This is a genomic window from Limnohabitans sp. Rim8, from assembly GCF_945869175.1.
In the GTDB taxonomy this organism is placed as follows: domain Bacteria; phylum Pseudomonadota; class Gammaproteobacteria; order Burkholderiales; family Burkholderiaceae_C; genus Limnohabitans_A.
This window is the reverse complement of sequence record NZ_CAMBNZ010000060.1, coordinates 1-18,187: the sequence shown is the minus strand read 5'-3', so window position 1 is coordinate 18,187 and position 18,187 is coordinate 1. Positions and strand designations below refer to the sequence as shown.

Here is an 18,187-nt window from a genome sequence, read left to right as displayed (position 1 = left end):
TTATCCAGACCGGCTACTCGAATTGAAGATGTCTCAACATTTAGAATGCTGACTTAGACCCCAAGTGCTTAATCGGCTTGTTCTTGGGAAACTTAGGCGGTTTTTGATGAATCATGTTCTGCTCCGCCAGTCAAAAACCCCGCATTGGTTTGCCATTGCGGGGTTTTTTTACGTCGAGCCCTGTGCTGCCTGGCCCGCATTGGATAACAGATCTTGGAGTTTTTCGATGAAATCATTTGTCTTGTTGACCGCTTGGGTGTGGGTCATGTGTCTGTCTGGCTGTACGGTGTTGGCCATTGCCGATGCGGCGGGTTCGGCTGTGGTCTATGGCGTCAAGACCACGGTGAACGTTCTGGATGCGGTCACGCCCGACATCGTGAACAAGAAGAAATAAGGTGGATGCGGCGGCCGCGCGCGGCGGCACGCAGAATGCTCAGGACTTGCGGTGTTCGGCCAGATCGTTCCAGACGTCCTGGCGCGTGATCAAGCCGTCTTGAACCACAATGCGGTCCATGAAGCGAATGCCTTGAAAGTCCTGGCCATCCAGCCAAGTGCCTTGCAGGGTGCCATGGCAAAACACCACAGTGGCATCGCCTTGCCAGCTTTCTTCAAATTGGTCGTATTCTTTGCCAATCCAGGCGTAACGGTGCTGGGCCCAGGTGGTGATTTCTTGCAGCGAGTGCATCACCACACCGCCGGGAAAACACATGCGAAAGTCGGGGTGCAAAAACAATTGCGCCGCACCAAGATCCCTGTCTTGCATGGCTTTCAAGAACGACTGCACCACTTCTGAGGCCACGGGGTGGGCTGCCCGTCCTTCGTTGAACACCTTGCCGTCGCGTCGGTAGGTGCTGACCTCGTTGACAAAAACCGTGGTGCCGGCTTCCGGGGTGGCAATCACCGACCGAACCGCATTGGCGACGCGATTGACCATGCGGTGCTGGGTGGCCTGCGCATAGCCAGGCAGCAAAGTGATGGAAACAACCGGCATATTTGCCGTTAGATGCCCAACCAGCCGTTGGTGCGCGCAAAGTGCAAGGCTTGCGTGCGGCTGTTGACACCCAGTCGACGGAACAGACGCCAGAAGTGAACTTTGACGGTGTGTTCGCTGATGTCGAGTTTTTCGGCGATTTCGCGGTTCGACAAACCTTGGTCCAGCATCAAGATCAATTGCTTTTGGCGCTTGGACAGTTTGGTGGGCCCTGCTGGAGCGGCGTCTTCTTCGGCTTCTTCTTCCTCGGAAATCAGCAAACTGCGAAGCGCTGCAATGATTTGCGTCGGGCTATTGGATTTTTCGATGAAGGCGTTGGCGCCAGCTTCGAGGCAACGGGATTCGAATTCGCTGGCGCTGGAACTGGTCACTACAGCCAAAGGCACATTGGGGAACTTGGCTTTGAGAACCTGAACGCCGGACAAGCCCAATGTGTCAGGCAGTTGAAGATCCAAGCAAAAAAGCTCTGGCAAGCCGTTCTTTTCAACCGTCGACTCCACCACGTTCAATTTGTGGATCGGGATGATTTTCAGACCTGGCTTGACGCGGTGCACCAGCATCGTCAAAGCATCACGCATTAGGGGGTGGTCATCAATGACATAAACGGTCATGTTTTGAAGTCTCGGCGGAAAAATGAAGGTTTTAGAATACACTTATTTGTAGATTTGTACAATCGTAATTGGCAAATTTCTAAAAATATTGACTTGTATTTATGAATTAATCAATTTTCCCAGGGCGTTCAAAGCCGACCTTTCTTTTTCTGGAGACAGTGCTTCCAAGACTTGCGACCAGTTTGAAAGGTCATGCAGACCTGCAGTTTGCAGTTGAGCAATGGTTTGACCTGCGTCTTTGGGGGATGCAAAACCCAGGCTTTGCAGCAAAACTTGGCCCTGTGCATCGACCAGTTTGAAGTAGAACTGACCGTCTTTTTCGCGGTATTGTTTGAAGCTGGGCAGAGCAGCTTTGATTTCTGGGGTGGCCACTGCGGCGCTGCCCGATGACAAGGCACGCAAGCCCACCGCATGACGCAACTCGCGCATGAAGGGCGTGGCCAGTTGGCGGGCTTTGTCCGCACCGGCCAGCAAAATCTTGTCCATCTGGTCGGGGTGGTCGATCAGGTCTTGGTATCGCTCGCGCATGGGTGCAATTTCCCGGTCGATGCGCTCAAACAGCATTTGTTTGGCATCACCCCAGCCGATGCCCTCGGCATAGGCTTGGGCCATGGCCGCGGTTTCGCAGGCGCTGGCAAACGCTTGGTAAATTTGGAACAGGGCGGAGCCTTCGGTGGTTTTGGGCTCGCCCGGGGCTTTGGAGTCGGTCACGATGCCTGCGATTTGTTTGCGCATTTGTGCGGCGGGCGCAAACAATGGGATGGTGTTGTCGTAGCTTTTGCTCATCTTGCGGCCGTCCAGGCCAGGCAAGAGGGCCACCGATTCTTCGATCACGGCCTCGGGCAGCACAAAGTGCTCGCCATACAAATGGTTGAAGCTGGACGCCATGTCGCGGGCCATCTCGATGTGTTGGATCTGGTCGCGGCCCACAGGCACTTTGTGCGCCTTGAACATCAAAATGTCCGCTCCCATGAGCACCGGGTACATGAACAGACCTGCGGTGACGTCGGCGTCGGTGTCATGGCCTGCGGCGTTGTTTTTGTCCATGGCCGCTTTGTAGGCGTGGGCGCGGTTGAGCAGGCCTTTGCCGGTCACGCAGGTCAACAACCAGGTGAGTTCGGGAATTTCCGGAATGTCGGACTGGCGGTAAAAAGTGACTTTTTCAGGGTCCAGGCCCGAGGCGATCCAGCTGGCCGCGATCTCCAGCGTCGAGCGCTGAATGCGGGCAGGCTCATCGCATTTGATGAGCGCATGGTAGTCAGCCAGAAAGTAAAAACCATCGGTCTGGCTGTCACGGCTGGCTTGCACGGTGGGGCGAATGGCGCCCACATAATTGCCCAAGTGGGGGGTGCCTGTGGTGGTGATGCCGGTGAGGACGCGGGTGCGATTCTTGGAGTTCATGAAGGGGTCTGAAGAGGACTGAAAAAATCAACGCACCCAAGTGGCCAGGGGGTTGAGTGTGAGTTTTAAAAATTCAAAGGTCACGCCCATCAGGGGTTGCATCCACCAAGCGCTGATGAGGCCCGTGAGGACCAATGCCATCACAATGAAAAAACCCCAAGGTTCCACTTTTGAAAACATGACGGCCTGTCGCCAGGGCAAGAGGCCAACCAGAATGCGGCCACCGTCCAGGGGTGGAAGCGGGAACAGGTTGAAGGCAAACATGACCACGTTGGTCAGCATGCCGGCCTTGCACATTTCGATGAAAAACCTTTCGGTGACGCCGCTGCCGGCCAGCACATAAAAAAGAACACCCCACAGCAGGGCTTGAACCAAATTCGAACCGGGTCCGGCCAGTGCCACCCAGACCATGTCGCGTTTGGGATGGCGCAGGCGGTCAAATCGCACCGGTACGGGTTTGGCATAGCCAAATAAAAACGCACCACTGGTGCTGAAATAAAGCAACAAGGGCAGCAAGATGGTGCCCACCAGGTCGATGTGCGGCATCGGGTTGAGCGTGACACGACCCATCACGGCGGCGGTGTCATCCCCCAAGCGCAACGCGGCATATCCGTGCGCGGCCTCGTGCAAGGTGATGGCGAAAATCACCGGCAAGGCATAGATCAGGACGGTTTGTATGAGCTCGGACATGGTCGGATTGTCTCAGAGGCCCAGACGGGCCGGGTCGCCTTGGCCCAGGCGCAGCACTTCGGGCACATCCCCGCACATGTCGATCACGGTGGTGGGCGACAGAGAACAGGCACCCGCATCGATGACCGCGCCCACTTGGTGTTCCAGGCGTTGACGGATCTCTTCGGGGTCGTTCAAGGGCAGGTCTTCGCCCGGCAAGATGAGGGTGGCTGCCAGCAAGGGGGCACCATGCACGGTGAGCAGCTCTTGAAGTACGGTGTGTTCGGGCAACCGAAGGCCAATGGTTTTGCGTTGGGGGTGGCTGACCCGGCGCGGCACTTCTTTGGTGGCTTCCAAAATGAAGGTGAAGGGGCCCGGTGTGGCTTGTTTGATGGCGCGAAACTGCCAATTGTCCACCCGAGCGTAGTTGGCCAACTCACTCAGGTCGCGGCACAGCAAGGTGAGGTGGTGTTTGTCGTCCACACCCCGGATACGGCGCAACAGGTCGGCGGCGTTTTTGTCGTCCAGGTGGCAAACCAGCGCGTAACTGGAGTCGGTGGGCACAGCCAGCACGCTGCCTTGGTTGAGCAAATGCACCGCTTGCTTGAGCAAACGGGCTTGCGGGTTGTCGGGGTGAACAGAGAAAAACTGTGCCATTGGAAAGGGGTCTGAAGGGGGATGGACCGAACAAGGCAGGTCAAGACTCTGGCGCTTGGACAGGGATGCGGTTCTCGCGTACCGTCAGCCATGCCCCCAAGGCGCCGCAAAGCGCCACCATGCCCATGCCCACAAAGGTCCACTGGTCAGGCAGGTGATCCAGCACCAGCCAGCCGCCCAGAACGGCAAAGCCGATTTGTGTGTACATATAGGGTGTGAGCGTGGCGGCTGGGGCTCTGCCATAGGCCAGAATCAGTAAGAAATGCCCGATCGAAGCCAGTACGCCCATCAACAACAATTGCAGCCACACCGTCCAGTCTTGGGGCATTTCCCAGACAAAGGGCAGGGTCAGCGATGACAAGGCGGTGCCGATCCAGCCTGTGTAAAAGTGCATCGTGATCGGGTCTTCGGTTTTGGCCATCTTGCTGGTCAGAATCTGAAAGCCCGCATTGGTGCCCACCAGCATCAGGGGCAAGACGACGGTCCAATCAAAGTGGTGGCTGCCAGGGCGAATGATCACCAGCGTGCCTGCAAACCCGCCCACCACCAAGAGCCAGCGCAATTTGCGGACTTTTTCCCTAAGCACCCAGGCCGCCAACAGCGTGATGACCAGCGGGGCCAGCAAGACGATGGCAGTGAATTCACCCACGGGCATGAACTTCAGGCTGAAAAAGGCCAGGACACTGCAGGCAAACAACAGCAGCCCTCGGGCCAGTTGAAATCTCGGGTGTTGTGTCTGCAGTACTTTGCGGCCACGGCCTGGCCAGACCACCACGGTGGTGATGAGGGCCTGAATGGCATAACGAAACCACAACGCCACCAGCACCGACAAGCCCGCACTGATGTGGCGGGTGGTGGTGTCCAACGTCGCGAAGCAGGCGGTGGCCAGGACGACAAAACCGATGCCCTGAAGGGTGTTGGCAGCGGGGGCTTTCACTGAATGCGGTCGGTCAGCAGTTCCCAAACGGGGGTCAATTGTCCGGGCAGGAGGGGCAAAGTGCCCAAGTCGATGCGGCTTTCGTCGGGGCTGTGAAAGTCGCTGCCGCGTGAGGCGGCGAGGTCGAATTCGAGGGCGGTCTCGGCATAACGCACGGCCTCTTGCGAGGAGTGGCTGCCGGTGATGACTTCCACGCCGCGTCCGCCATGGGCCTTGAATTCGCTGAACAGGGCGTACTCTTCATTGGGCGAAAAACCATAGCGGGCCGGGTGGGCAATGATGGCCATGCCGCCTGCATCGGTGATCCATTGCACCGCCTCTTGCAGGCGCGCCCAGCGGTGGGGCACGAAGCCGGGTTTGCCTTCGGTGAGGTACTTGCGAAACACCTCGGAAGTGTCATGGCACACGCCCGTTTCGACCAGGTGCCGGGCAAAGTGGGTGCGTGAAATCAACTCGGGGTTGCCCACGTACTGCAGGGCCCCTTCGTAAGCGTTTTGAATGCCGACTTTGGCCAGGCCGGCTGACATTTCCTGGGCACGCTCGCCTCGGCCACCCCGGGTGCGGCGCAAGCCTTGGACCAAGGCCGTGTTGTGGGCGTCAAAACCCAAGCCCACGATATGCACCGTCTGGTGGGCAAAAGTGACCGAAATTTCGGTGCCGGTCAGGTAAGGCAGGCCATGAGCGCGCGCCGCGTCCATGGCACGGTCTTGCCCACTGACTTCGTCGTGGTCGGTCAAAGCCCATAATTGCACCCCGTTGGCTTTGGCGCGTTCGGCCAAGGCTTCGGGCGTGAGGGTGCCGTCAGAGACGACGGAATGGCAGTGCAGGTCAGCGTTCATGATGTTTTCCACAGCCTTATTCTAGGCGTTTGAAAAAACATCAACCGCAAAGCTCGGGCATGCGTGTTGAGGTCATGAAGCCCTGCCGGGTTCAGGGTGTTGTCGGTGGCCGATAATCAGAGCATGAATTGGAAGCCGAACCGTGTGGAGCCGTTTGCATGGCACTGATGATCACCGACGAATGCATCAACTGTGATGTGTGTGAGCCCGAGTGCCCGAACCAGGCCATTTACCTGGGCGAAGAGATCTATGAAATCGACCCGGCCAAATGCACCGAGTGCGTGGGCCATTTCGACGAGCCTCAATGTGTGCAGGTCTGTCCTGTCGCTTGCATTCCCATCCACCCGCAACATGTTGAAACACAGGAATCTTTGTGGGCCAAGTACCGCCGGTTGCAGGGGCAGTGAGTCGCCTCGGGCAGTTTGCTCAATCGGGTGTGCTGTCCTCGGGCGGGGAGACTTTGACTGGTTTGGGGGGCTTGGGCCTTGGGGGTTTGCTGGTGTGAATCCGGGCCATGGCTTTTTCCATCTCACCCGCCAACAACAGTGGCAAAGCGCTGACCGAACGGAAGATGCTGTCTTCGATGGCTTTGCGGTGCTCGAGCATCGGCTTTTTCAACACCCAACTGACCACCTCGGCTTTGTCGCCAGGGTGTCCCACGCCTAAACGCAGCCGCCAATAATCCGCCGTGCCCAGTTGGGCGTGGATGTCGCGCAGGCCATTGTGTCCGGCATGGCTGCCGCCCAGTTTGAGTTTGGCTTCGCCAGGAACAATGTCCAACTCGTCATGCGCCACCAAAATCTCGTGGGGCTGGATTTTGAAAAACCGCGCCAAGGCACTGACCGACTTGCCTGACAGGTTCATGAAGGTCTGGGGTTCGAGCAGCCAAACGGGTTGACCCTGGACGGTGGTTCGGGCCACCAGGCCGTGGTAACTGCGCTCGGGCACCAGCGACACCTTGAGCTCGCGGGCCACCGCATCGATCCACCAAAAACCGGCGTTGTGGCGGGTGTCTTCATATTCGCTGCCCGGGTTGCCCAGGCCGACTAGGAGTTTGATCATGGGGGCCCATTATCCTTGGCAGCCAAGCAAAAGGCCCGCAGTGCGGGCCTTTTGCAGCAGGGCTTTTGCAGCCGCAGGCAGACAATTACTTCTTGCCCTTGCCTTTGCCTTTGGCATCTGCAGGTGCAGCGGCCACAGGTGCTGCCACCACTTCTTCCACAGCCGCAACCACAGCCACGAGGACCGGGTTTTTCTTGCCATGGGTCACGGCCTTGCAGCCCGTGGGCAAAGTGATGTCATTCAGGTGCAAAGAGTTGCCCTTGGTCAGGCCTTTGAGGTTCACCGCAATGAATTCGGGCAGGTTGGCGGGCAAGCAAGCAATTTCCAACTCGGTCACCACATGGTTGATGGTGCACTTGTCGGTCTTGACCGCTTCAGACTCGTCTTCGCCGCTGAAGTGCAATGGCACCTTCATGTGCAAAGTGGTGTTGGCATCGACGCGCTGAAAATCGATGTGTTGCACCAACTGTTTGTAGGGGTGCATCTGGTAGTCACGCAGCAAGACTTTGCTGGACACACCGTTGAATTCCATGTCCAGAATGGAAGCGTGAAAAGCTTCTTTTTTCAGGGCATGCCACAGAGCATTGTGGTCCAGTTCGATCAGCTGAGGCGCCGATGTGGAACCGTAAACGATACCGGGTGTACGACCGGAGTTGCGGAGACGGCGGCTCGCACCCGTGCCCTGCTTGGCGCGCTCAAAAGCGACAAATTTCATACATTTCTCCTTCTAGGGTCCACCGCGACCAGTGCGACCCTGACTCAAAAAAGCCAGCCAATCCAAAAGGAAGGCTGGCCGCTGTTGGCCTGTGACCGATCAGGGTTGATCAGAGAACAGGCTCATCACCGACTCGCCATGCGCAATCCGGTTGATCGTTTCGGCGATCAACGGAGCCACGGAGAGTTGGCGAATCTTGGAACACGCTGCGGCTTGTGCTGACAGCGGGATGGTGTTGGTGACCACGACTTCGTCCAGGGCTTCGCCCTTGGCGATGCGGTCGATGGCCGGACCCGAAAAGATCGGGTGCGTGCAATAAGCGTAAACTTTTTTGGCGCCGCGCTCTTTGAGCACTTCTGCGGCTTTGACCAAGGTGCCTGCGGTGTCGATCATGTCGTCCATGATGACGCAGTTGCGGCCATCGATCTCACCAATGACGTGCATGACTTCGCTGACGTTGGCCTTGGGACGGCGTTTGTCGATGATGGCCAGATCGCAACCGAGTTGCTTGGCTAAAGCGCGGGCGCGCACCACACCACCCACATCGGGGGACACCACAATCAAATCATCGTAGTTTTGCTGGCGCAGATCGCCCAGCAGAACCGGGGATGCATAAATATTGTCCACGGGGATGTCAAAAAACCCTTGGATTTGGTCGGCGTGCAAGTCCATGGTCAGGACACTGTCCACACCCACGGCTTGCAGCATATTGGCCACTACCTTGGCCGAAATCGGCACACGGGTTGAGCGTGGACGGCGGTCTTGGCGGGCGTAACCGAAGTAAGGGATGACAGCGCTGATGCGGCCAGCCGATGCGCGCTTGAGCGCGTCGACCATGATCAGCAATTCCATCAGGTTTTCGTTGGTGGGTGCGCAGGTGGACTGAACCACAAACACTTCGCGTGCCCGAACGTTTTGCTTGAGCTCAACGGTGACTTCGCCGTCAGAGAAGCGGCCCACGTCCACCGCGCCGAGCTGCGTGCCCAAGTGCTTGGCGATCTCGGCAGCCAAAACGGGGTTGGCATTGCCGGTGAACAGCATGAATTCGGGTGGGAGTGAGGCAGGCTGCATGTGCATTCCAGCGATCAGAAAAAAGGGCCTGTACGAATGAACGTATTTGGCAGGGGAAGAAGGACTCGAACCTTCGAATGCCGGAATCAAAATCCGGTGCCTTAACCAACTTGGCGACTCCCCTACACGGGTTGACCACTGAAACAGCGATCAACCGATCAACTCATGCTGGTGGCCCAACCCTGTAAAGGATGAACCTCCAAATTACTGCATTTGCGCACTTGCCAGTGGTCTGGGACCACAATGGACATTGTGTTTGGCGTGCAATGCGCGAACACCGCACTGCCAGAACCTGTCATCTTTCCAGTCATGCCGGCCAACTTGAGCACGTCGAGTGCCTCGGTGACTTCTGGGCAAATGGTCCGAGCAACAGGCTGCAAATCATTGTGACCAAAGTCATATGGCTGTGCAGCGAAGACCAGCATTGTAGCAGGCTTTGTCGCGCGCTCAAGTGATGGATGCTTAAAAAGCTGAGCCGTCTCGACGCCTGAGGGGGGTTTGATGACGCAAAAATGCGCGGGGGGCAGCGCGACAGGGGTGAGTTTTTCACCTACGCCTTCGACCCAGGCGTTGCGTCCCCGCAGAAAGAAGGGCACATCAGCGCCGAGTTGCAAGCCCAGTTTTTCCAGGGTTTCAAGGTGCAGATTCAGGCCCCAAAGTTGATTCAGGGCCAGCAAGCAGCTGGCGGCGTCGGAAGATCCTCCGCCCATGCCTGCTTGCGCCGGGATTTGTTTGTCTACCGAAATGTGAACGCCGTGGGTGCAGCCCGTGTGCTGTTGCAGCAGTTTGGCCGCGCGGATGATCAGGTCGTCGGCGGGCAGGGTGACGGTCAGGTCTTGTCGGCTGATGGCACCACCGGCACGCTTTTCAAAGTGCAAGGTGTCACACCAATCGATCAGCATGAACACCGATTGCAGCAAATGGTAACCGTCGGGGCGTTGACCTGTGATGTGCAAAAACAGGTTGAGTTTGGCGGGGGCAGGGACATCGAGCAGCTGTTTCATAGATCGATTATCCCAAGCGTATCAGTTGGGAGTGGATAGGGCCGATCAACGGTTGAGCACGATGCGCAAAATAGCTTCGGGCTCGGGGGAATGTCGGCGGGCTGTCAAACGGCCTTGTGGGTGGGCCGACATGTCCACATGCCAACCCGGCACTTCGGTGGCAAGACCTGCCAGCCAATCAAACAAAGCGGCGATGGGCAGGTGGGTACCTGTCAACCGCTGACTCAGGCTTTGCAGGTTGCGGCTTTCGGTTTTGTCTTGGCCTTGCTCGAGCAGGGCAGATTGGGGGGTCCAACTGAGTCGGGCCAAGGTGGTGCCAATCGGGCTGAGCAAGAGCATTTGCCCTTGCCCTGCCGAGCCTTGCAACTCAAAGCTGGTGCTCCAGTTTTGGGGCGGATCGGTCTGTAAATGAAGCCCCAGCCGCCCTGACCAAAAAGCTGCCGGGTCAGCCCCGGGCGGGCGCTGGGTGGCGCAACCGGCCAAGGCCAGCGAAAGCCAACTGACAAGGCTCAGCCCGGCCAGTCGCTTTGATGGTTGGTCCACGCTTTTTTCACCTGGCTTCATGGTTTGAAGTTGAAGCGTTTGAGGGTTTCAAGCAGGGTGTCGTTGTCGGCTTTGAGCAGCAAACCTTCGCGCCAATAGGTGCCCGCTTCCCCTTGCTGGCCCATCACCCAAAGCACTTCGCCCACATGGGCTGCGATTTCAGCATCAGGTTTGGTTTTGTAAGCCGCTTTCAGTATCGCCAAAGCTTCGGCTTGTTGGCCTAGGCGAAACTTCACCCAGCCTAGACTGTCTTGAATATAGGCATCTTGAGGCGCCAATTCCACCGCTTTTTCGATCAGTTGCAGCGCTTCGTCCAAGCGTATGTTCCGGTCGGCCAGCGAGTAACCCAAGGCATTGAAGGCGTGGGCTTCTTGAGGTGACAAGGCCATCAATTGACGCAGCAAGGCCTCCATTTCGTCGAAACGCTTGAGTTTTTCGCAAACCAGAGACAACTCGCTCAGCAGTTCTGTGTTGTTGGGCTGTTTGTCCAGCGCGGCCCTGACCAAAACATAGGCGGCCGGGGCGTCTCGGTGTTCACGAAACCAAAATGATTGCGCCAGCACTTTGCGAACTGCTTGCTCCGCGTTGGTGGTTTTGACCTGTGCCAGCACTTGGCGTGCTTCGTCCATGCGACCTTGCTGGGCCAACACACCGGCTTGTCGGCTGGCCAGTTTGATGGGGTCTGCCCCAGGGGGCATTTGAGTCAGCCATTGGTTGGCGCGGTCCAGATGCCCTTGCTTTTGCGCAATTTGCGCCAAAGCCATCAAGGCTTCGGCCAATCCGGCTTGGTGTTCAGGGGTTTTGCTGGCAGACACCATGCGCACATACTGCTCAAGTCGCTTCTCGGCTTCTGGCAGCTGCGAGCTTTCCTGCAAAACCAAACCGTGGATCAACCAGCCGTCGGGATACGCGGGATGCTTGGTATTGAGTTGTACCAATTGCGCCAAGGCATCCGGGAGCAGTTGCAGTGAGACCAAGGTGCGTGCGTATGCCAAACGAAGCTCGGGCGTGACATCGGTTTTCATGGCCGCATCGACCATGGGTTTGAGGCTGCTGTTGGCGTTGACCAGCAAGCTCAGAGCCAGCACCAGGGGGCCGGTGGCTTGGGGGTCTGCCGCATGGCCTTGGCTGGCGGCCTCTACAGCCCGCGAAATTTGACCTGCATCTCGTCGCATGCGGCCCGTGGTTGTCCAGGCGGCCGCTGAAGTGGCTTTTTGGGAGAAGGCTTTGGTCAGTGCTTTTTCAACAACATCGGCTGCAAGAGCTTTGTCTTTGACCATGCCAAACAAGCGCGGCACCGAGGCCATGGCAGGGGCTTGTTCGTCCAGAGGCAACTCATAGATGGAGATGGCCAAAGCTTTACCGGCATCTTCGACGCGGTTGAGCGCCAGCAGAATTTGCAAGACATAGCGGCTCGCTTCGGTGGCAGAGGGGATTTCCCTTTTCCAGGTTTGCGCCGCTTGCAGGGCGGCCTCACCCGAGCGGGCTTGCAAAGCCATGTCCACTGAACGCTGAAACAAGGCGGGATCGCGGGTTTTGCGCGCGGCATCCAGCATGATGGAAAAACCACTGCCCGGTGAGCCTTGCCGTGAGTTCAATTCGCCCAGCAAAATTTGATAAAACAGGGCTGCATCCAACGCCGAAGATTTGGGCTGAGACGCTGCTTTGGGCGCTGCAGGTTGCGCCCCGGCACCGAGAGTGAGCGAGGACAAGACGGCAAGTCGAAACCAGAATTTCATGTGAGACATCATAATCCAGCCATCTTTTTAACATGCGCGGCAGAGGCCAATGGCCGCCTGACCGCCTGAACTTTGCATGCCCGAACTCCCGGAAGTTGAAGTCACTCGTCGCAGTTTTGCCGAACGCATTGCTTCGGCCCAAATTTTGGCCTTGCACATGGGCAAGCCCTTGCGGTGGCCCCTGGGTGTGCCTCCTGCTCAAGTGGTGGGGCGGCAAATTTGGGGCGTGCGGCGGCGTGGCAAATACCTGCTGTTGGACCTGGATCAAGGTTTGCTGCTGGTGCATCTGGGCATGTCAGGCAGCCTGAACTTTGCACCCACTCAGCCCGAAGCCGGCCCGCATGACCACATGGACCTGGTGACCGATCGGGGCGTTTTGCGTTTGCATGACCCGCGCCGGTTCGGAGCGGTGGTCTGGGCGCCGTCGCAAGACTCGCCACAGGCGCACAAGCTGTTGGGGCGTTTGGGCGTGGAGCCTTTGAGTGCCCAGTTTGAGGTGACAGCCTTTGCCCAAGCCCTCAAAAAACGCCAAGCGGCCATCAAGCAGGTCTTGTTGGCAGGTGATGAGGTGGTGGGCGTGGGCAACATTTACGCCTCCGAAGCCTTGTTCATGGCAGGCATACGGCCCACCACCTCAGCGGCGCGTTTGTCTAAACCGCGTGTGGCCCGGCTGCATGTCGCCATTGTGCAGGTGCTGACCCGTGCGGTGGAGCAAGGTGGCAGCTCCCTCAAGGATTTTGTGAATGCCGAAGGACGAACCGGTTATTTTCAATTGGAAGCGGCGGTTTACGGCCGCGCGGGAGAGCCGTGCCGGGTCTGCGAGACACCCATTAAGTCCATGCTGCAAGGCCAGCGCACCACCTTTTATTGCTCCGCATGCCAGAAACCCTGATGCACTTGCCCGAAGGTTTTGCCCGTTGCATGGTGGACTGGCAGCGCTTGCATGGCCGCCAAAGCCTGCCTTGGCAAAACACGCAAGACCCTTACCGCGTCTGGCTGTCCGAGATCATGCTTCAGCAGACACAGGTGAGCACGGTGCTCGATTACTTTCCCCGGTTTTTGGCCCGATTTCCGGACGTGGCGGACTTGGCCGCTGCGCCACAAGACGATGTGCTGGCGCTGTGGAGTGGCCTGGGCTATTACAGCCGCGCCCGCAACCTGCACCGGTGTGCCCAGGAAGTGGTGGCACGTTTTGACGGAGCTTTTCCGCGCCGCGCCGACGACTTGCAAACCTTGCCAGGCATTGGCCGATCGACGGCCGCTGCGATCTCAGCGTTTTGTTTCATGGAACGTGTCGCGATTTTGGACGGCAACGTCAAGCGGGTGTTGAGCCGGGTGCTGGGCTATGGTGAAGATCTGGCCGTGACCAAAAACGAAAAGGCTTTGTGGGCGTTGGCGCAGGCCTTGCTGCCAGAGACTGCGCTCGACATGCCACGCTACACCCAGGCTTTGATGGATTTGGGTGCCACCGTGTGCTTGCCGCGCAAGGCGCTGTGTGAGGCCTGTCCCGTCACTGGGATTTGCCAGGCCCAAGCGCATGGGACGCCGCTGGCCTACCCGGTCAAAACCCGCAAGCTCAAGCGCAGCAGTGCCACACTGTGGTTGCTGTGGGCCGTGAATGCGCGAGGGCAGGTCTGGCTGCAAAAACGGCCCGACAAGGGCGTTTGGGCAGGGCTGTTCAGCTTGCCGGTGTTTGACTCTGAAGATGCGCTCTTGGGCGTGTGGCCCCAAGTCGGCGAGCCACGATACATCACCCCCTGGAAGCATGTGCTCACGCACCGGGATTTGCACCTGCACCCGGTGCGTTTGCTTGGAACGGGATCCTCAGCCCCAGCTTGTGAGGGTCAGTGGGTGGATGCCGATGCGTGGCCGGGGATGGGCTTGCCAGCGCCGATCAGGGTTTTGTTAACTGCCGAGTGAACAACCTGGGTCTGGGGCCGGGTGCGTCAGGGGCGCGCGCACCAGGATGCTGTGAATCCATCAGAGGGCGTCCAACTCCCGGTGCCGCTTGAGCGTGAGCCAACGCGTGCCAAAGCTTTGGGCCAACTGCTCCACCATGAACACCGAGCGGTGTTGCCCTCCGGTGCAGCCAATGGCCACCGTCACGTAACTGCGGTGATCGCGCTCGATGGCTGGAATCCATTGTTTCAAGAACCCTTCGATTTGCAGTTGCATCTGCACGAATTCTTCGGACTGGCGCAGGTAAGCCTGTACCGGCTCATCCCGTCCTGTCAGGGGTTTGAGCTGGCTTTCGTAATGGGGGTTGGGCAGCATGCGCACATCGAACACATAGTCGGCATCGGTGGGGATGCCGCGCTTGAAACCAAAGGACTCGAACACCAAGGTCAGTTGCGCCGCGGGCGCGCTGACCAAAGTCTTGATGTAGGTTTGAAGTTGCGCTGAGCGCAGCAAAGTGGTGTCAATGATGTGGGCGCCGTCCCGCAAATCGGCCAACAATTCACGCTCAAAACCGATGGTTTCAACCAAGGCTTTGTCGCTTTGCGGTTTGTCGCCGCCCGACAAAGGGTGTTTGCGCCGCGACTCTGAATAGCGCCGCTGCAGGGTGTCGGAGTTCGCATCCAGAAAAACCGACTTCACCGTCATGCCCATGCCACGCAGCAAATTCATTTGCTCAGGCATCAGGTGCAGGGAATTGGCGCTTCGTACATCGATCGCAATCGCCAAGCGCGGCTCTTGGTGCTGTTCTTCGAGTTTGACGAAGGGGATCAGCAACTCGGGGGGCAGGTTGTCCACACAGTAATAGCCTGCGTCTTCCAGCGCGTGCAGAGCCACCGATTTGCCAGAGCCGGACATGCCGGTGATGAGGATGATGTCCATGCTCAGCTTTGTGTGGATGGGCGGACCGCAGTTGGGGAGGGGGCCCCCAGCATTTCACGGGCGTGGGCCAAAGTGGTGGCGGACAACTTTTCGCCGCCCAGCATTCGGGCGATTTCGCTCACGCGCTCTTCGCCATGGACCCCCTTGACTTGGCTGCTGACTTGACCCTTGATCGCGGCTTTGCTGACCAACAGGTGGTGGTCCGCACAGGCGGCCACCTGCGGCAAGTGGGTTACAGCCAGAACTTGCCGGTGTTGGCCCAATTTTTTCATCAACCGGCCCACGGTTTCTGCCACAGCACCACCGACGCCCGAGTCGACTTCGTCAAAGATCAAAGTGCCGGCTTCGCCCAATTCGCTGGTGGTCACAGCGATGGCCAATGCGATGCGGGACAGCTCACCGCCCGAGGCCACTTTGCCCACAGGGCGGGGCGTGCTGCCCTCATGCCCGGCCACCAAAAAGCCGACCTCTTCCAGGCCATATTGCGTGGGCACATCCAGCGCTTGCAGCTGCACTTCGAAGCGGCCACCTTGCATGCCCATTTGCTGCATAGCCGAGCTGACGGCTTTAGCCAAGGGTTGCGCTGCTTTTTGCCGTTGGCGCGAGACGACTTTGGCCTCAAGTGAGCAGGCCGTTTGAGCAGCGTGTACGGCTTTTTGCAAGGCGTCCAAATCGGCTGCAGCATCCAGTTGGGCCAGTTCTTGGCGCCAAGTTTGCAGGACCAAAGGCAAATCGTGTGGCGTTTTCTTGTAACGCCGGGCCAGCGACAACCACATTCCCATGCGTTCGTCGAGCCTGCCCAGTTGCGCCGGGTCCAGATCGGTTTTGCGCAAATAAGTGTGCAGGCTGTGGGCCACATCTTCAACTTGGGCCTGAGCCGACGTCAGCACTTCGGCCAAAGCGTTGAATTCGGGCTCAAACTGTCCCAGCGACTGGAGCGACTGGATGGCGCGGGACAAGGGGCGCAAAGCCCCTCCGTCTTCTTCGCCTTCCAGCCAAACAGCGCTTTGGTTGGCCCCATCGATCAGGGCTTGCGCATTGGCCAAACGGCTGTGCTGGGTGCTGATTTCTTGCCATTCGTCCACTTGCGGGTGGAGCTTTTCCAGTTCGCCGATTTGCCAAGCCAGTCGCTCACGCTCGTTGGCGAGCGTGCTTTGTGCTTGTTGCGCGTCGGCCAGCGTTTGCTGCGCTTGACGCCAGGTTTGCCAACGGGCTTTCAAGGGGCGGGTGTCGATGCCGGCATAGGCATCGAGCAAGCCGCGCACCGCATCGGGCCGGGTCAGGCTTTGCCAAGCGTGTTGGCCATGAATATCCAACAACTTTTCGCCCAAAGCGCGCAGTTGCATCGCGGTGGCGGGACTGCCATTGACCCAAGCTCGGCTTTTGCCTGAGGTATCCACCGTGCGGCGCAACAGCAGTGCTGCATTGGATTCGAAACCCGCGTCTTCGAGCCAAGTCTGAAGGGTGGGTGTGGTGTCGAATTCTGCGCAGACTTCGCACCGGCTGGCCCCTTCACGCACCACGCCCGATTCGGCACGCGCGCCCAAAGCCAGTTGCAAGGCGTCAATCAAGATGGATTTGCCAGCACCGGTTTCCCCTGTCAACACGCTGAAGCCTTGGGCCAGGTCCAGTTCCAGGGTTTGCACGATCACAAAATCGCGCAGGGTGATGTGCGTTAGCGCCATGGCTCAGTCGCCTCCATTCCAGTGCATTTTTTTGCGCAAGGTGTCGAAGTAGCTCCAGCCAGCCGGGTGCAAAAACCGCACCGTGTGCTCAGAGCGCTTGACCACGATGCGGTCGCCCAAAATCAGATCGGCCAGCGCTTGCATGTCGAAATTGGCACTGACATAGCGCCCCGCCACGATCTCGATGCTGATCTCGGACGATTCGGGCAACACGATAGGGCGGTTCGACAAAGTGTGTGGCGCAATGGGCGCCATGACCCAGCCGCCAATAGCCGGGTGCATGAGTGGCCCGCCGACCGACAGTGAGTAAGCGGTCGAGCCGGTGGGTGTGGCGATGATCAGGCCGTCAGCGCGTTGGTTCGAGACAAACCGCCCATCGACCTCAACCCTGAGCTCGACCATGCCCGAAGTGCCGCCGCGGTTGACGACCACATCGTTCATGGCCAAAGCGCTGAACACGTTGCGCTGGTCGCGCATGACATGGGCTTGCAGCAAGCTGCGGTCTTCCGTTTGGTAGTTGCCCTGCAGCATGGGCAACAAAACATCTTGGTAACTCTGCAGGGGAATGTCGGTGATGAAACCCAACCTCCCTTGGTTGATGCCCATCAGCGGCAAATTGAAGCGGGCCATTTGCCGGCCGATGCCCAACATGGTGCCATCGCCCCCAATGACCAGGCCCAAATCGCATTGCGTGCCAATAGCGGCCATATCGAGCATGGGGTATTGGTTTAACCCCGTGTGCAGGGCGGTTTCTTGGTCCAGCACCACCTCGCAGCCTTTTTGCGTCAAAAATTGGGCCACGTCGTCCAAAGCCCTGCGGGAACTCTCCAGCGCCCCGCCATGGGCGGTGGTGTGGTACTTGCCAAAGAGTGCAACGTGACGGAACTTGGATCGCATCGGTAAATTACATCACTAAAATGTGTCGATGCTAGATGATCGTGCCAAGTTGTTGCTTAAAGCCCTGGTGGAACGCTATATCGCGGACGGCCAACCCGTGGGCTCGCGCACGCTCTCCAAAGCCTCGGGCCTGGACCTCTCACCAGCGACCATTCGAAACGTCATGTCTGACCTGGAGGAGCTGGGCCTGATCGCCAGCCCCCACACCTCGGCTGGGCGCATCCCGACCAGCCGCGGCTACCGCTTGTTTGTGGACACCATGCTCACCGTCCAGCGCGGTGGCTTGGAGACCCCGGCGCTTTTGCCGGACCAGCCGCAAAAGGTGATCGCCAGTGCGGCCCATTTGCTCTCCAATTTGTCCCATTTTGTGGGTGTGGTCATGACGCCCCGCAGACCCTCGGTGTTTCGGCACATCGAATTTTTGCGCCTTTCGGAGCGGCGTTTGCTCGTCATCATTGTCTCGCCTGAAGGCGATGTGCAAAACCGGATTTTGCTGACCGAGTCCGATTACTCGCAAAGCCAGTTGCT

The 18,187-nt window shown here is 58.4% G+C and carries 20 protein-coding genes, 1 tRNA gene and 1 pseudogene; 5 read left to right on the top strand and 17 right to left on the bottom strand.

What is annotated here, in order from left to right; translation table 11 throughout:
- Nucleotides 1-226 precede the first annotated feature (226 nt).
- Complete coding sequence (locus Q0O19_RS09860; protein WP_295522489.1) at nucleotides 227-394, top strand: hypothetical protein; 168 nt, start codon at nucleotides 227-229, stop codon at nucleotides 392-394.
- Between the two features lie 39 nt (nucleotides 395-433).
- Here the strand turns inward: Q0O19_RS09860 and Q0O19_RS09855 are convergent, their stop codons facing one another.
- The 7 genes from Q0O19_RS09855 to Q0O19_RS09825 form a co-directional block, all read right to left on the bottom strand.
- Nucleotides 434-991, bottom strand: a complete 558-nt coding sequence (locus Q0O19_RS09855) for a nuclear transport factor 2 family protein (RefSeq protein ID WP_295522487.1) — start codon at nucleotides 989-991, stop codon at nucleotides 434-436.
- Nucleotides 992-999: 8 nt separating this feature from the next.
- Nucleotides 1,000-1,602, bottom strand: a complete 603-nt coding sequence (locus tag Q0O19_RS09850; RefSeq protein WP_295522485.1) for a response regulator transcription factor — start codon at nucleotides 1,600-1,602, stop codon at nucleotides 1,000-1,002.
- Nucleotides 1,603-1,701: 99 nt separating this feature from the next.
- The gene (locus tag Q0O19_RS09845) at nucleotides 1,702-3,003 is read right to left on the bottom strand and encodes a tryptophan--tRNA ligase (RefSeq protein WP_295522483.1); all 1,302 of its coding nucleotides are present in this window, start codon (nucleotides 3,001-3,003) and stop codon (nucleotides 1,702-1,704) included.
- A gap of 27 nt (nucleotides 3,004-3,030) precedes the next feature.
- Nucleotides 3,031-3,693 carry a site-2 protease family protein gene (locus Q0O19_RS09840; RefSeq protein WP_295522481.1) on the bottom strand — a complete coding sequence of 221 codons (663 nt, stop codon included), beginning with the start codon at nucleotides 3,691-3,693 and terminating at the stop codon, nucleotides 3,031-3,033.
- 12 nt (nucleotides 3,694-3,705) lie between these two features.
- Nucleotides 3,706-4,329: an L-threonylcarbamoyladenylate synthase gene (locus tag Q0O19_RS09835; protein ID WP_295522479.1), complete on the bottom strand. Its 624-nt coding sequence runs from the start codon at nucleotides 4,327-4,329 to the stop codon at nucleotides 3,706-3,708.
- Nucleotides 4,330-4,369: 40 nt separating this feature from the next.
- A complete protein-coding gene (locus Q0O19_RS09830; protein WP_295522476.1) occupies nucleotides 4,370-5,266 on the bottom strand; it encodes a DMT family transporter in 897 nt (298 codons plus the stop codon).
- Complete coding sequence (locus Q0O19_RS09825; protein WP_295522474.1) at nucleotides 5,263-6,105, bottom strand: 3',5'-nucleoside bisphosphate phosphatase; 843 nt, start codon at nucleotides 6,103-6,105, stop codon at nucleotides 5,263-5,265. The genes Q0O19_RS09830 and Q0O19_RS09825 overlap by 4 nt, the downstream gene beginning before the upstream one ends.
- A 158-nt stretch (nucleotides 6,106-6,263) precedes the next feature.
- Between Q0O19_RS09825 and Q0O19_RS09820 the strand changes: the two genes are divergently transcribed.
- On the top strand, nucleotides 6,264-6,512 hold the full coding sequence (locus tag Q0O19_RS09820; RefSeq protein WP_295522473.1) for a YfhL family 4Fe-4S dicluster ferredoxin: 249 nt from the start codon (nucleotides 6,264-6,266) through the stop codon (nucleotides 6,510-6,512).
- Between the two features lie 19 nt (nucleotides 6,513-6,531).
- Here Q0O19_RS09820 and pth read toward each other — a convergent pair whose 3' ends face one another.
- The 7 genes from pth to Q0O19_RS09785 form a co-directional block, all read right to left on the bottom strand.
- Nucleotides 6,532-7,167 carry an aminoacyl-tRNA hydrolase gene (pth, locus tag Q0O19_RS09815; protein WP_295522471.1) on the bottom strand — a complete coding sequence of 212 codons (636 nt, stop codon included), beginning with the start codon at nucleotides 7,165-7,167 and terminating at the stop codon, nucleotides 6,532-6,534.
- An 85-nt stretch (nucleotides 7,168-7,252) separates the two neighbouring features.
- Nucleotides 7,253-7,882 (bottom strand): 50S ribosomal protein L25/general stress protein Ctc, encoded by a 630-nt coding sequence (locus tag Q0O19_RS09810; protein WP_295522469.1) that lies wholly within the window; start codon nucleotides 7,880-7,882, stop codon nucleotides 7,253-7,255.
- Nucleotides 7,883-7,981: 99 nt separating this feature from the next.
- Nucleotides 7,982-8,959 carry a ribose-phosphate pyrophosphokinase gene (locus Q0O19_RS09805; protein WP_295522467.1) on the bottom strand — a complete coding sequence of 326 codons (978 nt, stop codon included), beginning with the start codon at nucleotides 8,957-8,959 and terminating at the stop codon, nucleotides 7,982-7,984.
- A gap of 41 nt (nucleotides 8,960-9,000) precedes the next feature.
- Nucleotides 9,001-9,077: transfer RNA gene (locus tag Q0O19_RS09800), tRNA-Gln, on the bottom strand.
- Between the two features lie 34 nt (nucleotides 9,078-9,111).
- The gene (gene ispE, locus Q0O19_RS09795; RefSeq protein ID WP_295522465.1) at nucleotides 9,112-9,957 is read right to left on the bottom strand and encodes a 4-(cytidine 5'-diphospho)-2-C-methyl-D-erythritol kinase; all 846 of its coding nucleotides are present in this window, start codon (nucleotides 9,955-9,957) and stop codon (nucleotides 9,112-9,114) included.
- Between the two features lie 45 nt (nucleotides 9,958-10,002).
- The gene (locus Q0O19_RS09790) at nucleotides 10,003-10,500 is read right to left on the bottom strand and encodes a lipoprotein insertase outer membrane protein LolB (protein WP_295522464.1); all 498 of its coding nucleotides are present in this window, start codon (nucleotides 10,498-10,500) and stop codon (nucleotides 10,003-10,005) included.
- A gap of 17 nt (nucleotides 10,501-10,517) precedes the next feature.
- A complete protein-coding gene (locus tag Q0O19_RS09785) occupies nucleotides 10,518-12,239 on the bottom strand; it encodes a tetratricopeptide repeat protein (RefSeq protein WP_295522462.1) in 1,722 nt (573 codons plus the stop codon).
- A gap of 76 nt (nucleotides 12,240-12,315) precedes the next feature.
- Here Q0O19_RS09785 and mutM point away from each other — a divergent pair, with 76 nt between their 5' ends.
- Entirely contained in the window at nucleotides 12,316-13,131 is an 816-nt protein-coding gene (mutM, locus tag Q0O19_RS09780; RefSeq protein WP_295522460.1) for a bifunctional DNA-formamidopyrimidine glycosylase/DNA-(apurinic or apyrimidinic site) lyase, read from the top strand.
- Nucleotides 13,116-14,159 (top strand): A/G-specific adenine glycosylase, encoded by a 1,044-nt coding sequence (gene mutY / locus Q0O19_RS09775; RefSeq protein ID WP_295522458.1) that lies wholly within the window; start codon nucleotides 13,116-13,118, stop codon nucleotides 14,157-14,159. The genes mutM and mutY overlap by 16 nt, the downstream gene beginning before the upstream one ends.
- A 60-nt stretch (nucleotides 14,160-14,219) precedes the next feature.
- Here the strand turns inward: mutY and rapZ are convergent, their stop codons facing one another.
- The 3 genes from rapZ to Q0O19_RS09760 are packed head-to-tail and all read right to left on the bottom strand — an operon-like array spanning nucleotide 14,220 to nucleotide 17,659.
- Nucleotides 14,220-15,083, bottom strand: a complete 864-nt coding sequence (rapZ, locus tag Q0O19_RS09770) for an RNase adapter RapZ (RefSeq protein ID WP_295522491.1) — start codon at nucleotides 15,081-15,083, stop codon at nucleotides 14,220-14,222.
- The gene (gene recN / locus Q0O19_RS09765) at nucleotides 15,080-16,762 is read right to left on the bottom strand and encodes a DNA repair protein RecN (RefSeq protein WP_295522456.1); all 1,683 of its coding nucleotides are present in this window, start codon (nucleotides 16,760-16,762) and stop codon (nucleotides 15,080-15,082) included. The genes rapZ and recN overlap by 4 nt, the downstream gene beginning before the upstream one ends.
- A 3-nt stretch (nucleotides 16,763-16,765) precedes the next feature.
- Nucleotides 16,766-17,659: an NAD kinase gene (locus Q0O19_RS09760; RefSeq protein ID WP_295522454.1), complete on the bottom strand. Its 894-nt coding sequence runs from the start codon at nucleotides 17,657-17,659 to the stop codon at nucleotides 16,766-16,768.
- A gap of 28 nt (nucleotides 17,660-17,687) precedes the next feature.
- On the opposite strand from Q0O19_RS09760, the pseudogene Q0O19_RS09755 reads away from it, so the two are divergent.
- Nucleotides 17,688-18,187 (top strand): annotated as a pseudogene (locus Q0O19_RS09755) (heat-inducible transcriptional repressor HrcA); the annotation flags it as partial.

What these genes read in the sequence shown, in the direction of transcription:
- Q0O19_RS09840 (WP_295522481.1), bottom strand. Translation starts at nt 3,693, where the DNA reads ATGTCCGAGCTCATACAAACCGTCCTGATCTATGCCTTGCCGGTGATT.
- Q0O19_RS09820 (WP_295522473.1), top strand. Translation starts at nt 6,264, where the DNA reads ATGGCACTGATGATCACCGACGAATGCATCAACTGTGATGTGTGTGAG.
- Q0O19_RS09855 (WP_295522487.1), bottom strand. Translation starts at nt 991, where the DNA reads ATGCCGGTTGTTTCCATCACTTTGCTGCCTGGCTATGCGCAGGCCACC.
- Q0O19_RS09860 (WP_295522489.1), top strand. Translation starts at nt 227, where the DNA reads ATGAAATCATTTGTCTTGTTGACCGCTTGGGTGTGGGTCATGTGTCTG.
- recN (WP_295522456.1), bottom strand. Translation starts at nt 16,762, where the DNA reads ATGGCGCTAACGCACATCACCCTGCGCGATTTTGTGATCGTGCAAACC.
- Q0O19_RS09850 (WP_295522485.1), bottom strand. Translation starts at nt 1,602, where the DNA reads ATGACCGTTTATGTCATTGATGACCACCCCCTAATGCGTGATGCTTTG.
- Q0O19_RS09760 (WP_295522454.1), bottom strand. Translation starts at nt 17,659, where the DNA reads ATGCGATCCAAGTTCCGTCACGTTGCACTCTTTGGCAAGTACCACACC.
- Q0O19_RS09785 (WP_295522462.1), bottom strand. Translation starts at nt 12,239, where the DNA reads ATGAAATTCTGGTTTCGACTTGCCGTCTTGTCCTCGCTCACTCTCGGT.
- ispE (WP_295522465.1), bottom strand. Translation starts at nt 9,957, where the DNA reads ATGAAACAGCTGCTCGATGTCCCTGCCCCCGCCAAACTCAACCTGTTT.
- Q0O19_RS09805 (WP_295522467.1), bottom strand. Translation starts at nt 8,959, where the DNA reads ATGCACATGCAGCCTGCCTCACTCCCACCCGAATTCATGCTGTTCACC.
- mutY (WP_295522458.1), top strand. Translation starts at nt 13,116, where the DNA reads ATGCCAGAAACCCTGATGCACTTGCCCGAAGGTTTTGCCCGTTGCATG.
- Q0O19_RS09810 (WP_295522469.1), bottom strand. Translation starts at nt 7,882, where the DNA reads ATGAAATTTGTCGCTTTTGAGCGCGCCAAGCAGGGCACGGGTGCGAGC.
- Q0O19_RS09845 (WP_295522483.1), bottom strand. Translation starts at nt 3,003, where the DNA reads ATGAACTCCAAGAATCGCACCCGCGTCCTCACCGGCATCACCACCACA.
- mutM (WP_295522460.1), top strand. Translation starts at nt 12,316, where the DNA reads ATGCCCGAACTCCCGGAAGTTGAAGTCACTCGTCGCAGTTTTGCCGAA.
- Q0O19_RS09825 (WP_295522474.1), bottom strand. Translation starts at nt 6,105, where the DNA reads ATGAACGCTGACCTGCACTGCCATTCCGTCGTCTCTGACGGCACCCTC.
- Q0O19_RS09835 (WP_295522479.1), bottom strand. Translation starts at nt 4,329, where the DNA reads ATGGCACAGTTTTTCTCTGTTCACCCCGACAACCCGCAAGCCCGTTTG.
- pth (WP_295522471.1), bottom strand. Translation starts at nt 7,167, where the DNA reads ATGATCAAACTCCTAGTCGGCCTGGGCAACCCGGGCAGCGAATATGAA.